Genomic DNA, 15,229 nt, shown 5'->3' with positions numbered 1-15,229 from the left:
AGCTGAACGCCCCCGCCCCCGCCCGGGTCACGGGCCCCGGTGGCGGCTGCGCCCGTACTGGGCCGTGCCGGTGACGCCGCCTCAGCCGCAGGGCACTCGCGGCGGCGCCCCGGAACCACCCCGAGCACCTCCCGGCGCCCCGGCCCGTGCCGGGGCCGCGGTCGCGCTCGCGGTCCCGGCTCACTGGTCGCTCCCCGCGGTGGGCCGGGGCTCCCGGCGGGGCTGGGTGCGGCGGCCCGGCGGACGGGTCGTGGCGGCGGCACGCCGTCGACGGGGTTCCCGCCGCCGGCGTTCCTCCCTGAGGCAGGCCCGCAGCCCCTCTGGGTCGATGCCCTCGTTGCAGGCGTGGTGGAGCAGCTGCGCGAAGCGGTAGTCGGCGTCGGCGCGCAGGGCAAGCCCGAGGGCGATCCGGGCCGTCGGCTCGTCCCCGGTGGACCACGACACCCAGCCCGCGAGCGTGAGCGGGGCCGCCGCGTGCTCGCCGTAGGCCCCGACGCAGCGACGGGCCAGCGCCCGCCACAGCCGCAGGGCGGGGGCCGCGTCCTCGCCCTCCATCCACTCGGCGGCGACATCCCGGATCTCCCGGTCCTGGAGGCCGAGGATCACGGTGGCGGCCTCGTCGTGCCCGAGCAGCGCGTCGTCCCAGTCGTCGGCTCCCGGCCCGCCCTCGACGGGCGGGGCGAGGGTCATCCGCCGCATCAGGGCCCGGGCCAGCGTGACCGTCTCCGCGCCCACCTCCTCGCGGGTGGCCCCGTCGAGGATCTTCGGCACGAGGGTGGCGGCCCCCCGGTCCAGGGCCCGCTCCATCTCGGCCGCCGCTCCCCCGCGCAGTGGCGTCATGCGACCCTCGATCTCCCGGAGCGAGCCCCTGACCTGGAGTCCGGCGAAGGTGGCCGTCGCCGCCATCACCGAGGTGCCGGTCGCGGCCAGCGGGCTGCCCTCGGCGGGGCAGCACCGCTCGTCGGGGCAGCAGTAGGACCAGTACCGGCCGCCGGAAATGCACAGTGCCTCCATCACGGGCACGTCGAGCGCGCCGCATGCCAGCCGGACGCGCTGGGCCAGCGGTCGCAGCCGGGTCATCACCCGCTGCGCGCTCTCGCCGTCCGCCGGGTCCTGGCAGAGGAAGACGACGATGCCGTCCGGTTTGGCTTCGCGCCGCTCGCTGCCCCGAACCAGGCATTCGGCGACCTGCCGGGCGGTGTCCTCCCATTCCGCCGGGGCTGACGGGATGCCGACGCGGAGCCGGCCGCCGAAGCGGCCGCCCTCTCCGTGCACGGTGACCATGACGAGTGAGTCGGTCGGGTGGAAGCCGAGCATGTACGGCAGCGCGTCGGCGAGTTCGGCCGGGCTGCGCAGGGTGATCCGGGGGGCATGGGCGGGTCCGGACGCGCTGGTGGCGGGCCGGTCGGACGGGATGCGTGGTTCGCGGTCGTTCGTCATGCCCCGACGGTCCCGCGGACGGTCGGATCCCGAAAGCCCTGTGGATAACTCTTGAACCTTCAACATCCACAGGCCCGGGGCGCCCCTTGACGGGACGCCGCAGCCACCGGGTTCCATGGGTCCATGACCACAGAACCCGTCTCGTTCGTACCCGCTGGTGAGGTCAGCCGGCCGTCGCCAGGATCAGTGGAAGGACCGGTCCGCCCCCCGCCTGGCGGATCAGGCGGGCGGCGACCGCCAGGGTCCAGCCGGAGTCGGAGAAGTCGTCCACGAGGAGGACGGGCCCGGGCGACTGCGCCAGAGCCGCGGTCAGCTCCCCGGAGACGGCGAAGGCACCGGCCAGGGCCCGCAGGCGCTGGGCCGAGTTGCTGCGCCGCGCCGCGTGCGCGCCGTCCGCCCCGGTGTACGTCAGGGTGCCCAGGTACGGGAGGCGGCCGATGCGCGCGATCCCCTGCGCCAGGGAACCCACGAGCTGCGGCCGGGTGAGGGAGGGCACGGCGACGACGCCCACCGGCCGGGCGGAGGCGTCCGCCACCCCGGGGGCCCAGCCGCCCGCCGAGCGGGCCCAGTCGGCGAGGACGGCCACGGCGGCGTTCAGCACGTCGTCGGGGACCGGCCCGTCGGGGGCGTTCTCGGCGAGCAGCGGGCGCAGCCGGTTGCCCCAGCCGATGTCGGAGAGCCTGCCGAGGGCCCGCCCGGTGGAGCACTGCTCCCCGGCCGGGATGCGTCCCTTGAGGCTGACACCGAGCGCGGCCATGCCGGTGGGCCACATCCGGCGCGGCTCCACCTCCACCCCCGGGCGCTCCAGTTCCTTCGTCGCGCCGGTCAGGGTCTCGGCCGACACGGAGGAGTCGGCCCAGGCGCCCGCGCAGTTGTCGCACCGGCCGCACGCGGCCGCGCCCTCGTCGTCCAGCTGGCGGCGCAGGAACTCCATCCGGCACCCGGAGGTGCTCACGTAGTCGCGCATGGCCTGCTGCTCGGCGGCGCGCTGGCGGGCGACCCAGGCGTACCGCTCGGAGTCGTACGTCCACTCCCGGCCGGTGGAACTCCACCCGCCCTTGACCCGCTTGACGGCCCCGTCGACGTCGAGCACCTTGAGCATCGTCTCCAGCCGCGTGCGCCGCAGCTCCACCGCCGCCTCCAGCGCGGGGACGGACAGCGGCCGCCCGGCGTCGGCGAGGGCCGCCAGGGTCTGGCGTACCTGGGCCTCCGGCGGGAAGGCGGTGTCGGCGAAGTAGCGCCAGATGGCCTCGTCCTCCTTGCCCGGCAGCAGCAGGACCTCGGCGTGCTCGACCCCGCGCCCGGCGCGGCCGACCTGCTGGTAGTAGGCGATCGGGGAGGACGGGGAGCCGAGGTGGATCACGAAGCCGAGATCGGGCTTGTCGAAGCCCATGCCCAGCGCCGAGGTCGCGACGAGCGCCTTGACCCGGTTCGCCTGGAGGTCGTCCTCGGCCTGCAACCGGTCGGCGTTCTCCGTCTTGCCCGTGTACGAGGCCACCGGGAATCCGCGCTGGCGCAGGAACGTGGCGGCTTCCTCGGCCGCGGCCACGGTCAGCGTGTAGATGATCCCCGAGCCGGGCAGCTCGTCCAGGTGCTCGGCGAGCCAGGCCAGCCGGTGCGCCGCGTCCGGCAGCTCGACCACGCCCAGGCGCAGGCTCTCCCGGTCGAGCGGGCCGCGCAGCACCAGGGCCTCGCCGGCCCCCGTGCCCAGCTGCTCCGCCACGTCCGCGGTGACGCGGGCGTTGGCGGTCGCGGTGGTGGCCAGGACCGGGACGCCGGGGGCGAGCTCGGCGAGCATGGCCCGCAGCCGGCGGTAGTCGGGGCGGAAGTCGTGGCCCCAGTCGGAGATGCAGTGGGCCTCGTCGACCACGAGCAGACCGGTCGTCGCCGCCAGCTTGGGCAGCACCTGCTCGCGGAAGTCCACGGAATTGAGGCGTTCGGGGCTGACGAGGAGCACGTCGGTCTCGCCGCGCTCGACCTCCCCGTAGATCGCGTCCCACTCCTCCGGGTTGGCCGAGTTGATGGTGCGCGCCCGGATCCCCGCCCGCGCCGCCGCCTCGACCTGGTTGCGCATCAGTGCCAGCAGCGGCGAGATGATCACCGTGGGGCCGGATCCGCGCCTGCGCAGCAGCGCGGTGGCGACGAAGTACACCGCCGACTTGCCCCAGCCGGTGCGCTGCACCACCAGGGCCCGCCGACGCTCCTGCACCAGGGCGGCCACGGCCTGCCACTGGTCCTCCCGCAGCCTCGCCCCGCTCCCGGGGGCGCCGACGAGCTCAGCGAGGATGGCATCGGCTTCGGTGCGGAGCTCCAGGTTGTCCATGCCCCCATGCAACCGGATGGCACGGACAATCGGCCAATTCACCCACCGTGAGAAGGTCGTCGCGGACCGTCCACGGGTCGGACACCCGCTCCACCCGGCCTCGACCTCATGTCCGAAGGGGTGTTTCCGCTGGTGCCGGCGCTTCGGCCGGAGTCGGATGCGTCATCTTCGGCTCGACGGGGCAAGGATATGAACGGCATACCGGCGAATTCCGGTCGGCGGCGCCAATTGCTCGTTGCCGCATGCTCGCGGGCCACGCGAGAATTGGGCTGCCCCCGCTCGGCTCGACGGCGCTCTTCCGGGCCTCGCAGCGGCGCGCCCGCTCGACAGCTGTGCCCGTCCGCGGGCGTGTACCCGAAGGGAGGACCGTGACCTTCGGATTCGCCCCGCCTTCGACGTCGTCACTGACCACGGCGGCCGGCATCGCCAGCCGGCACGGCAGACGGCTGGAACCCGCCGAGTGGACGGCGGCCGGCGTCCCCTTGCTGCGCGACCCGCGCGAGGTCGTCAGCGGGCTGCACTCCCGGCACGCTCCGGTGCCCTCGACGGCGGTGATCGCCGTGCTCGGCCCCGAGGAGCGACTCGTCGCGAGCGCCTCCTTCGCGCAGGGATCGTCCTCGGCCGACGGCTGGGAGTACCGCAACGCCCTGCTCGCCGCCCTGCGCCGGGTCATCCCGCACGACCTGCGGCGCCGGAGCCCGGTGCGGACCGCCGTGCTGCTGTACTGCCGCGAGGGTGACGAGCGGTGGACCGAGGAGGACGGCGCCTGGATGTGGGGGCTGCGGGACGCCTGCACCCTGCACGGGCTGCGCTGCGGCGCGTACATCACGCTGACCCGCGGCGGCTGGCAGGTGCTGGGCGAGGGCCGGGGCGGCCGGCATCCCGGCTCCCACTCGCGACCCGAGCGCCTCGGCGACGCGGTGGCCGACTTCCCCGCGGTGAGCCTGCGCACCGGCGGCGGCGCCGGCGAGGTCATCCGGCGCCGTACCGCCGCGCGCTGAGGGCTCCTCGTACGCCGGCTCCCCTCCGGTGCGCCGGAGCCCGCCCGCGCATAGTTCCCGTACGCGGGAAGCCCTCACGGCCGTACACCCTGGATCGGGCGTACGGCTGGTCAGGCATCGGGCTTCAGCGGGGCCGGTCCGGCCGGCCCCGCCCCTCGCCCGCGCCGGACACGGGGCGTCAGACGCCCGTGCCCAGAACGGAGTTGACCTGCTGCGGGTCGCCGCACACGATCAGCAGCGTGCCGGCCCGCGCGAGCGCGGTCGGCAGGGCGGCGGCGGTGGCGCCCGCCGGTCCGCCGTTGACCGCGAAGACCACGACGGGACGGCCCGCGGCACGCCCGGCCTGCGCCGCGTCCGCGTAGAAGACGTCGTCCCCGGCGTCGTGCAGGGCCCAGTACGCGGCCTCGCCGAAGGACAGCTCGTGCGCGGCCCACGGGTGCGGGTCGCCGGTGGTGAGCACCAGGACGTCACCCGGCGCGCGCCCGGTGTCGAGCAGCAGGTCGACGGCCTCTTCGGCCGCGTCCAGCGCACCCTCGGCGGAGGCCGGGATCAGCTGGACCTGGGGCACGGCCGCGGAGACGGACGGTGCGGTGGGGGCTGCGGGTCCGGGGGTGGCCTGCGGCGCTCGCTGCGCGGGCGGTGCGGGCCGGGGAGCCCCGCCCGTACGGCTCGCCGCCGCGGGGGAGGGACCGGGGCGCCCGGGCCGCGGAACGGCGGCGGGACGCGGACCAGGTACGGGGCGAGGGGTCTGCGCGGTGCGGCTCGCGGCCGGCGTGACGCGGGGACCCTGGGCACTCTCGTGAATCTGAGGCTCCTCGGGGGTGAGAGGCAGGAGTTGATGTCTATCAAACACCGGTACGAAACGTACCGGCCGGTGGCACGTGGGTGCGATCAGAAATCGAAGCCGAGTTGGCCTCCGTTTTCCAGCTCCGTCGCTTCCTCGCTGCGCCGCACCTTCTTGAGGTGCCGCCACCGGGGCAGCCCGTCGAGGTACGACCACGAGAGCCGGTGGTACGGGGTGGGTCCCAGCTCTTCCAGTGCGGCCCGGTGCACCGGCGAGGGGTATCCGGCGTTGTCCCCGAAGGCGAACTCCGCGCATCCACCGCCCTGTCGGCCGAGCTCGGCCATCATCCGGTCGCGCCTGACCTTGGCGATCACCGAGGCCGCGGCGACGGCGACGCAGGACTGGTCACCCTTGATCACCGTACGGACCCGCCAGGGCACGCCGAGATAGTCGTGCTTGCCGTCGAGGATCACCGCGTCGGGCCGCACGGGCAGCGCCTCCAGGGCGCGCTCCGCGGCGAGCCGCAGGGCGGCCGTCATCCCGAGCGCGTCGATCTCCTCCGGGGAGGCGTGCCCGAGGGCGTAGGCGGTGACCCAGTCCTCCAGGACGCCGAGGAGCGCGTCGCGTCGTTTCTGGGTGAGCAGTTTGGAGTCGGTGAGACCGGCGGGCGGCCGGCGCAGACCGGTGATCGCCGCGCACACGGTGACGGGACCGGCCCAGGCCCCTCGTCCGACTTCGTCTACCCCGGCGATGACCTTGGCGCCGGTGGTTGCACGGAGGGAGCGTTCGACGGTGTGGGTGGGTGCTTCGTACGGCATGGCGCCAGCAAGGGTACGCCGCCCCGCGCCGCCTGCACACCCCGCCCCGGGTGGAGTCCGTACGGCGCCTCACGCCGTGAGCAGCGGCACCGTCACCTGATCGGTCAGTTCCGTGATGCCCCTATCCGCCCATTCGCTTCCGCACACCTTCGCGCGGTACATCATCACGGCCACAATGGCGTCGGTAACGAGCGGATCCTCCATGTCGGCGCGCACGCCCCACCCCTCTGTCACAAGCCGGAAAAGTTCCGTGATGAAGCAGGGGGTGGGCTCGTGCAGCCCGGCCCGGACCACGTCGCGAAACCGGCCCGCGCGCCCGTGGTCGCATTCGTGAATGACACAACCGGAGGAGATAGTCCCGGACCGATCCGCAGTCTGCGATCTCTCCGATCGGGGGTGAGCGCAGTTCCAGCCGCCGGTGCTCCGCTGTTCCAACGGCTCATCGAGGACGGGCCGTTCGAGTCCCGGGCCGCGCCCGCGGCCGAAGGGCGACCGGGCGCGGCCCTGATGGTCAGCGCCGCCTCCCCCACCGGCATCGCTGGCCTGGCCGATCTTCGTCCGCACCGACAGCTCGAACGTCTCGGGCGTCCCGCGGCCGCTACTCGATGCGGCTGTGGAAGGTGCCCAGGCTCCGGCACACCTCATAGGGGGCCGTCACCGGGCGCTCGCGCAGGATCTGCCGGGCCCGGTATTCGCCCAGGCTGACCGCGTACCAGGGGACCGGGCCGCGCCTCGACAGGTCGTCGTTGATCCCGCGCAGGGCGCAGGAGCGGCGGGGTTCGGGCAGCCGGTCCAGCGCGGGCACGGCGTCCGCCGACAGGTCCTGGAAATAGGCCAGGTCCAGCTTGCCGGACTGCTCGAAGCGGGCCACGTTCGTCTCGGCGACCATTCCGTCCGGGGACAGCAGCCCGAAGGCGAGAACGGCGGCGGCCATGCTCGCCGCGACCGCGCGCGGCAGCAGACGGGCACCGAAGGCCCCTGCGGCCATGATCAGTACGATGACCAGCCCGAGCCAGAGCTCCATCGCGGCCACCGACACGCGCAGCCGCGTCAGCCCGTACGCGTCCACGTACAAGTCCATACGGCGCAGCGCGGAGGCGACCACGACCAGGGTCAGCGCGCACAGCGTGCCGAGGACCACGCGGACGAACCGGCGGTCGCCGGCCCCGGCGCGCGGGGCCCAGCGCAGGGCGAGCGCGATCACGGCGAGGGTGAGCAGGGTGGCCCAGAGCAGTTGCCAGAAGCCCTGGCGGGCGTACTCGGCGTAGGTGAGCCCGGTGCTCTCCAGGACCTTGTCGTAGCCGCCGAACAGGACCGCGAGCTGGACGGCGTTGAAGCCGGCGAAGAGCAGGTCGAGCACGATGAGCGGAAGCGCCCATTCGATGCGGGAGCGCGGTTTTCCGGACGCGATCCGGACCCGGTCCCAGCGCGAGGGCGCGGCGGCGGCGCGGGCGGCGGCGAGCGCGAGGACGACTCCGAGCAGGAACAGCAGGACGCGCACGGGGCCGTCGCCGAGGGAGATCTCGGGGGTGAGCCCGTCCAGCAGGTCGGCGAAGGCGGCGTCGGCGGAGGCGAACAGGGTGCCGAAGAGCACCAGCAGGACGAGGGCCACGGCAGTGGCCTTGACCACCGGCAGCCAGCGGGCGCGGTCGACCCCGCTCCCGCGCGAGCGCAGTCCGCTCCAGGCCCAGCGGATCCCGAGCACGCCGGAGTCGACGAAGCCGAACGGGCTGAGCAGGACACCGGGCCAGGTGCGGCTGCCGTGCAGGGCCAGCGCGCCGAGCAGGACGGCGGCGAGCAGCGCGAGGGCGGAGGGCCAGTCGGCGTCGCGCAGCGCGGGTATCCCGAGGAGTGCGACGCACCCCAGGGCCCAGGTCACGCTCCAGGCCCGCGCGCGGCGCCGGGCCGTGCGGGCGGCGAGGTAGGCGCCGATGACGGCGGGCACGGCGGCCATCAGCAGTCCGAGTCCCAGCCCGTCGCCGAGGAACAGGCCCGAGGCGAGGCCGGCTGCCATGGCGGCGAGGAGCACGGCGGTGGACACGGGCGCGGCCGGAGCCGGCCGGACGGCCTCGACCCAGGCGGGCGGCAGGACGGACCAGGCACCGGAGGCGGCCCGCTGCCGGCGCACCTGGTAGGCCTGCCAGGCCTTGGGATCCCAGCCGTCCGGCGCTCCGCCGCGGACCGCACCCGCCGCCTGCGCCGGGGCGAGGCCGGACGTCGGCGCCCCGGCCCGCCCCGCCAGGTGCGCTCCGCCGGCCCCTTCTCCGGTCCCGGCCGCGCCCGGTTCCGTGCGCGGCGGAGCCGGCGGTGCGGGATCGGCGGGTGAGCCCCCGCTCACGCTGTCGGGCTCGCCTTCGGTGTGGTCCGGCATCGGGTTCCCCTCCCCTGTCGGCCGCCCGCGTCGTCACGACGGCGGCGGCGGAGCGGACAGGTTAGGCCCGTGACATGCGAGTTCAGCCCACGGGGAAGGCCCCTGTGGCAGGACCGTGACAATCGCAACGGCCCCTGCCTCGCGGAGCCGGGGCGACACGGGGCAGGCTGAACGCTGCGGACACCCCTAGTGCGCGGCCGTCTCCGGCAGCCAGGCCGGCAGGGCCTCCGTACGGGACAGCCAGGCGGCCGGCAGCGCCGCGTCGCCCCGTGCCCCCAGTACCCCGCCCACGATGGCGCAGGTCGTGTCCACGTCCCCGCCCACCTGCGCGGTAGTCCAGAACGCCCGCTCGTAGTCGTCCAGCGACCGCGCCGCCGACCACAGGGCGAAGGGCACCGTGTCGTGCGCGCTCGTCCGCCGCCCGCAGCCCAGCACCGCCGCGACGGTGGTCGCATCGCCGTAGTCCAGCATGTCGCGCGCCCGCCGCAGCCCCGCCCCCACCGCGCTGCGCGGCACCAGCGCGATCACCCCGTCCAGCAGTTCGCCGGCCTTCGGCGGACCCGCCGGATCCGCCGCCAGCGCGGCCGCCGCCGCCACGGCCATCGCCCCGCAGACCGCCTCGCGGTGCTGGTGCGTGGTGTAGGCGGAGATCTCCGCCTGGTGCGTGGCCTGCTCCGGATCATCGGCGTACCAGGCGCCCAGCGGAGCGATCCGCATCGCCGCGCCGTTGCCCCACGAGCCCTGCCCGTTGAACAGCTCGGCGGCCAGCGTGCGCCAGTCCTCGCCCTCCCGGATGAGGCGGAGCATCCGGTTGACGGCGGGCCCGTAGCCGCGGTCGAAGTCGTGGTGGTGGGCGAAGGAGCTCGCCAGGGCGTCCTGGTCGATGCGCCCGTGCGCGGCGAGGACGGCCACCACCGAGCAGGCCATCTCGGTGTCGTCGGTCCACTGCCAGGTGCCGGTGCCGGCGGGCAGCTCGCGGCGCTTGAGGAGGGGGTAGTTCACGGGGACGAAGTACTGGGAGCCCAGGGCGTCACCCAGGGCCAGCCCGCGTAGGCTGGCCAGGGCGCGTGCGTAGCGCCGTTCGGAAGCGGAGTCAGCGGTCATCCCGCGCCACTTTAGCCGTCCAGGTCATAAGGCTCCGGTGTGGTCCACCTCTCAAACGGGCGGTCCATACGGTAGCGCCCGTCCGGCCCCGGCAGGAGCACCCGGTATTCACCGTTCCCGGGGTTGGACAGCGCCTCGAACTCGGCCACCGACCAGTGGAACCACCGCATGCAGAACAGCCGCATGGTCAGCCCGTGCGTCACCAGCAGCACGTTCGGCGGGTGGTCCGGCGCCTCGAAACTGCGGTACAGGCTCTCCAGGAACGATCCGACCCGGTCGTAGACGTCCGCACCGGACTCGCCCTGCGCGAAGCGGTAGAAGAAGTGCCCGTACGCGTCGCGGTAGGCCTTCTGCAGGCGTACGTCGTCCCGGTCCTGCCAGTTCCCCCAGTCCTGCTCCCGCAGCCTCGGCTCCTCGCGCATCCGCACCCGCGCCGGGTCCAGCCGCAGCTCCCGGAAGGTCTGGAGGGTCCGGCGGTACGGGGAGACGTACGCACTGATGGCCTCGTCCCCGAACAGCTCGCGCAGCCGTACTCCGGCCTCCGCGGCCTGCTCGCGGCCCCGGGCGGTCAGCCGAAGGGCGTGGTCGGGCTCCCGTTCGTACACCGTGTCGTCGGCATTGCCCTCCGATTCCCCGTGCCGGACAAGGACGATGCGCCGTGGTCGTGCCATCCCCCGACCCTATGCGGCGGCCGGCGGGCCGGGCACCCGGGCTCGCCGGTGGGCCCGCCGATCGTCGTACGGTCATACCGTCCAGGAGGGTTCGAGGTCGACGACGTCTCCGGTGAGGGCCTCCACGTCGGCCTCGGTCTGGGCGCGCAGCGAGAGCCGCTCGACCCGCTCCTGGCGGTACTTGCCGTGCTCGGCGGCGGCATGCCACATCGACAGGACCAGGAACTCCCGGCCCGGCGCCTCCCCGAACAGGCCCCGAATCATTCCGGGTGAGCCGGCCATGGCCGGATTCCACACCTTCTCCTGCATGAGGGCGAAGTGGTCCACCCGCCCCTCCCGCACCCGGGTGTGGGCGACCCGCACGACGTCCGCGTCGGTGAAGCGCGGCTCGAAGCCGGTCTTCACGTCGAAGCGGTGGTCGAAGAGCGTGACCCGCGCGTTCGTGTAGGTCCCGGTCTGGGACGCGGCCAGCCGGTCGTGCGAGCGGGCCATGAACGAGTCGTAGAACGAACGGCTCTCCCAGAACGCGAAGACATGCGCGACCCCCTGCCGCCCCCGGCTCCATCCGCCGCCCTGTCCCCGGAATCCCGGCTCGCCAGGCAGCCCCGCCCATTTGCGCTGCCCACGCTCGAACCCGCGTCGGTCCGTCACCGTGCAGCGAATCCACTTGACCAGCACCGCGCCATCGTACGGGCCCGGCGCGGCCCCGGTCAGTCCCCAGCGCGGTTGATCCGCACCAGTTCCTCCGCATCCCGCCCGGACAGCCGAAGCCCGAACTCCCGGTCGAGCAGCGCGAGGAGCTCACCGGGGTCGGCGGAGCGCCGCTCGACCCGCCCGTCGGCGTGGAGACGGGTGAGCTCCCGCCCCACGAGCGCCCGGCGGACGGGGTGGCGGACGGAGTCGCCCGGGTGCTGGACGATCACCCGCCCGACGAAGACGGAGCGGGGGTGGGTGGAGCTGTAGTGGTTCAGCAGGACGTAGTCGACGGGGTGGTAGCGCTGCGGGGAGAACGCGTACAGGTCCCGCCAGGCGCCCTCGCGCAGGATGGACAGCGCGAGGATGCCCTCTTCCTCCTCGCGGACGGCGTACGTCCACTCCCCCTGCATCACTTCGGCACCGGGCCGCGCCAGCGGGACGGGCTCGCGCGGCCCCTGGTGCCCGAACCCGGCGTCGCACAGCCAGGGTTCACCCTCGACGGTGACGACGAGGACGGCGTGCGTCACCGCGAGCAGGGTGTCCCCCCGGGTGCGGTTGCGGGCGCCGCGCCCGGAGACCTCGAAGCCGATCCGCTCCAGAGCAGCGGCCAGCAGCGAGTTCTGCTCGTAGCAGTAGCCGCCGCGGCGGCCGTGCACGAGCTTCTCCTCCAGAGCCTTGACGTCCAGCTCGACGGGGCGGCCGAGCAGCACGTCCAGGTTCTCGAAGGCGATGGCACCGGTGTGGGCCCGGTGCACTGCGTACAACGTCGCGAGGTCCGGCCGGAGTTCCCCGTCCTCCCCGACCGGTCCGTCGTATCCGATCCGCGCCAGATAGGCGTCCAGATCCAGCAGTTCACCGCTCCACATGTCTCCCCCGTCTCCCGTCCGCCCCAGGCGCCGTCCCGGCTCCCGGCACATCCCCGGCGGCGCTCGTCCGCCCGCACCATGATCTCCTCGACCACCCCGCGCACCAACCCCGCCCCGGCCAGGACCGGCCGGCGTCGTCGCTCCCGTCGGGATACGCCGAAGCGGGGACCGGCACGACGTGCCCGTCCCCGCTTCGTCAGCCGCTCAGCGAGCGGTGCTCAGCCGTGTCAGCTGCAGCCGCTGGTGGAGCCGCAGCCCTCGCAGATGTAGCAGGAGCCGGCGCGCTGCATCTTCGTACCGCAGGAGAAGCAGAGCGGGGCGTCGGCGGAGACGCCGAGCTGCATCTCGACCAGTTCGGCGCTGGAGTGCGCCGTCTTCGGGGCCTGGACCCCGGCGACCGCGACCGGCTTGGGGGGCGCCGGGACGGCGGCCAGCGGGGCCGACTGGGCGAGGGACTCCGTGTCGAGGTCCTCCTCCAGCGGCTCGTACGAACCGGTGTCCAGGTGACGCTGGCGCTCCTCGGCGGTGTGGATGCCGAGGGCCGAGCGGGTCTCGAAGGGCAGGAAGTCCAGCGCCAGGCGGCGGAAGATGTAGTCGACGATCGACTGCGCCATCCGCACGTCCGGGTCGTCCGTCATGCCGGCCGGCTCGAAGCGCATGTTCGTGAACTTCGAGACGTACGTCTCCAGCGGGACGCCGTACTGCAGACCGACCGAGACGGCGATCGAGAAGGCGTCCATCATGCCCGCGAGGGTCGAGCCCTGCTTGGACATCTTCAGGAAGACCTCGCCCAGGCCGTCGTCCGGGTAGGAGTTGGCGGTCATGTAGCCCTCGGCGCCGCCCACCGTGAAGGAGGTGGTGATGCCCGGGCGGCCCTTGGGGAGGCGCTTGCGGACGGGGCGGTACTCGATGACCTTCTCGACGGCCGCGCGGATGGTGTCCTCCGCCTTGGCGGTGACCTCCTCCTTCTCCTCTTCCTTCTTCTTCGCGGAGAGGGGCTGGCCGACCTTGCAGTTGTCGCGGTAGATCGCGAGCGCCTTGACGCCCATCTTCCACGCCTCGAAGTAGATCTCCTCGATCTCCTCGACGGTCGCCGTCTCCGGCATGTTGACCGTCTTCGAGATCGCGCCGGAGATCCAGGGCTGGATCGCGGCCATCATGCGGACGTGGCCCATCGCGGAGATGGAGCGCTCGCCCATCGCGCAGTCGAAGACCTCGTAGTGCTCGGTCTTCAGACCGGGGGCGTCGACGACCACGCCGTGCTCGGCGATGTGGGCGACGATCGCCTCGATCTGCTCCTCCTGGTAGCCCAGGCGGCGCAGGGCCTGCGGGACGGTGCCGTTGACGATCTGCATCGAGCCGCCGCCGACGAGCTTCTTGAACTTGACCAGGGCCAGGTCCGGCTCGACACCGGTGGTGTCGCAGGACATCGCGAGACCGATGGTGCCGGTCGGCGCGAGGACGGACGCCTGGGAGTTGCGGAAGCCGTTCTTCTCGCCGAGGCGCAGGACGTCCTGCCAGGCCTCGGTGGCCGCGGCCCAGATCGAGTTGTCCAGGTCCTCGGTGCGCGGCGCGACGGCGTTGGCGTCGGCGTGCTGCTTCATGACGCGCTTGTGCGCCTCGGCGTTGCGGGCGTAGCCGTCGTACGGGCCGACGATGGCGGCCAGCTCGGCGGAGCGCTTGTACGCGGTGCCGGTCATCAGCGAGGTGATCGACGCGGCGAGGGTGCGGCCGCCGTCCGAGTCGTACGCGTGGCCGGTCGCCATCAGCAGGGCACCCAGGTTGGCGTAGCCGATGCCGAGCTGGCGGAAGGCGCGGGTGTTCTCGCCGATCTTCTGCGTCGGGAAGTCCGCGAAGCAGATCGAGATGTCCATCGCGGTGATGACGAGCTCGACGACCTTGGCGAAGCGCTCGGCGTCGAAGGACTGGTTGCCCTTGCCGTCGTCGTTGAGGAACTTCATCAGGTTCAGCGAGGCGAGGTTGCAGGACGTGTTGTCCAGGTGCATGTACTCGCTGCACGGGTTGGACGCGGTGATGCGGCCGGACTCGGGGCAGGTGTGCCAGTTGTTGATCACACCGTCGTACTGGATGCCCGGGTCGGCGCAGGCCCACGCGGCCTCGGCCAGCTTGCGGAAGAGGGCCTTGGCGTCGACCTTCTCGATGACCTCGCCGGTCATGCGGGCGCGCAGGCCGAACTCGGTGCCGTTCTCGACGGCCGTCATGAACTCGTCGTTCACACGGACGGAGTTGTTGGCGTTCTGGTACTGGACGGACGTGATGTCGTCACCGCCCAGGTCCATGTCGAAGCCCGCGTCGCGCAGGGCGCGGATCTTCTCCTCTTCCTTCACCTTGGTGGCGATGAAGTCCTCGACGTCCGGGTGGTCCACGTCCAGGACGACCATCTTGGCCGCGCGGCGGGTGGCGCCGCCCGACTTGATCGTTCCGGCGGACGCGTCGGCGCCGCGCATGAAGGAGACCGGACCGGAGGCGTTGCCGCCGGAGGAGAGGAGCTCCTTGGAGGAGCGGATGCGGGAGAGGTTCAGGCCGGCGCCGGAGCCGCCCTTGAAGATCATGCCCTCTTCCTTGTACCAGTCGAGGATCGACTCCATGGAGTCGTCGACGGCAAGGATGAAACAGGCGGAGACCTGCTGCGGCTGGGGCGTGCCGACGTTGAACCACACCGGGGAGTTGAAGCTGAAGATCTGGTGCAGGAGGGCGTAGGTCAGCTCGTGCTCGAAGATCTCCGCGTCGGCCGGGGACGCGAAGTAGTCGTACTCCTCGCCGGCCTTCGTGTAGGTCTTCACGATGCGGTCGATGAGCTGCTTGAGACCGGTCTCGCGCTGCGGGGTGCCCACCGCACCGCGGAAGTACTTGCTGGTGACGATGTTGACCGCGTTGACCGACCAGAAGTCGGGGAACTCGACGCCGCGCTGCTCGAAGTTCACCGAGCCGTCGCGCCAGTTCGTCATGACGACGTCACGGCGCTCCCAGCTCACCTCGTCGTACGGGTGCACGCCGGGGGTGGTGTGGATGCGCTCGATCCGCAGGCCGCTCTTGGCGGTCTTGGTCCCCTTGTTCCGGGAACCTCGTGCCGAGCCGCTCGCCGTCTCTGTCATGCCGCTTCCTCCCATATGCGGGCAAAAACGCCCTAAAGT

Annotated in this window: 12 protein-coding genes; 1 reads left to right on the top strand and 11 read right to left on the bottom strand. The window is 73.0% G+C overall.

Annotation, left to right across the window (positions count from 1 at the left end; genetic code table 11):
• Positions 1-180 precede the first annotated feature (180 nt).
• Both ACS04_RS17545 and ACS04_RS17540 read right to left on the bottom strand, forming a co-directional pair.
• Positions 181-1,440 carry a DUF4192 domain-containing protein gene (locus tag ACS04_RS17545; RefSeq protein ID WP_053080808.1) on the bottom strand — a complete coding sequence of 420 codons (1,260 nt, stop codon included), beginning with the start codon at positions 1,438-1,440 and terminating at the stop codon, positions 181-183.
• A gap of 163 nt (positions 1,441-1,603) precedes the next feature.
• On the bottom strand, positions 1,604-3,763 hold the full coding sequence (locus ACS04_RS17540) for a RecQ family ATP-dependent DNA helicase (RefSeq protein ID WP_048477570.1): 2,160 nt from the start codon (positions 3,761-3,763) through the stop codon (positions 1,604-1,606).
• Positions 3,764-4,131: 368 nt separating this feature from the next.
• Between ACS04_RS17540 and ACS04_RS17535 the strand changes: the two genes are divergently transcribed.
• Positions 4,132-4,764: a hypothetical protein gene (locus ACS04_RS17535; RefSeq protein ID WP_048477569.1), complete on the top strand. Its 633-nt coding sequence runs from the start codon at positions 4,132-4,134 to the stop codon at positions 4,762-4,764.
• Between the two features lie 178 nt (positions 4,765-4,942).
• Here the strand turns inward: ACS04_RS17535 and ACS04_RS17530 are convergent, their stop codons facing one another.
• From ACS04_RS17530 to ACS04_RS17490, 9 genes are all read right to left on the bottom strand, one after another.
• A complete protein-coding gene (locus ACS04_RS17530; RefSeq protein WP_048477722.1) occupies positions 4,943-5,596 on the bottom strand; it encodes a hypothetical protein in 654 nt (217 codons plus the stop codon).
• A 59-nt stretch (positions 5,597-5,655) separates the two neighbouring features.
• Positions 5,656-6,366 carry a ribonuclease HII gene (locus ACS04_RS17525; protein WP_048477568.1) on the bottom strand — a complete coding sequence of 237 codons (711 nt, stop codon included), beginning with the start codon at positions 6,364-6,366 and terminating at the stop codon, positions 5,656-5,658.
• A gap of 69 nt (positions 6,367-6,435) precedes the next feature.
• The gene (locus ACS04_RS17520; protein ID WP_158977316.1) at positions 6,436-6,582 is read right to left on the bottom strand and encodes a hypothetical protein; all 147 of its coding nucleotides are present in this window, start codon (positions 6,580-6,582) and stop codon (positions 6,436-6,438) included.
• Positions 6,583-6,964: 382 nt separating this feature from the next.
• Entirely contained in the window at positions 6,965-8,737 is a 1,773-nt protein-coding gene (locus ACS04_RS17515; RefSeq protein WP_048477567.1) for a DUF4153 domain-containing protein, read from the bottom strand.
• 186 nt (positions 8,738-8,923) lie between these two features.
• A complete protein-coding gene (locus ACS04_RS17510; RefSeq protein WP_048477566.1) occupies positions 8,924-9,841 on the bottom strand; it encodes an ADP-ribosylglycohydrolase family protein in 918 nt (305 codons plus the stop codon).
• Positions 9,842-9,852: 11 nt separating this feature from the next.
• Complete coding sequence (locus ACS04_RS17505) at positions 9,853-10,512, bottom strand: histidine phosphatase family protein (protein ID WP_048477565.1); 660 nt, start codon at positions 10,510-10,512, stop codon at positions 9,853-9,855.
• A gap of 72 nt (positions 10,513-10,584) precedes the next feature.
• Positions 10,585-11,190, bottom strand: coding sequence for a YdbC family protein (locus ACS04_RS17500; RefSeq protein WP_030859610.1), 606 nt, complete (start codon positions 11,188-11,190; stop codon positions 10,585-10,587).
• A gap of 32 nt (positions 11,191-11,222) precedes the next feature.
• Positions 11,223-12,074 carry an arylamine N-acetyltransferase family protein gene (locus ACS04_RS17495; RefSeq protein WP_048477563.1) on the bottom strand — a complete coding sequence of 284 codons (852 nt, stop codon included), beginning with the start codon at positions 12,072-12,074 and terminating at the stop codon, positions 11,223-11,225.
• A gap of 227 nt (positions 12,075-12,301) precedes the next feature.
• Positions 12,302-15,190 carry a vitamin B12-dependent ribonucleotide reductase gene (locus ACS04_RS17490; protein WP_048477562.1) on the bottom strand — a complete coding sequence of 963 codons (2,889 nt, stop codon included), beginning with the start codon at positions 15,188-15,190 and terminating at the stop codon, positions 12,302-12,304.
• Between the last annotated feature and the right edge of the window lie 39 nt (positions 15,191-15,229).

This window comes from Streptomyces roseus (genome assembly GCF_001044425.1).
Taxonomy (GTDB): domain Bacteria; phylum Actinomycetota; class Actinomycetes; order Streptomycetales; family Streptomycetaceae; genus Streptomyces; species Streptomyces roseus.
Note: the sequence above shows the minus strand (reverse complement) of the source record. Positions and strands in the feature narration are given on the sequence as shown.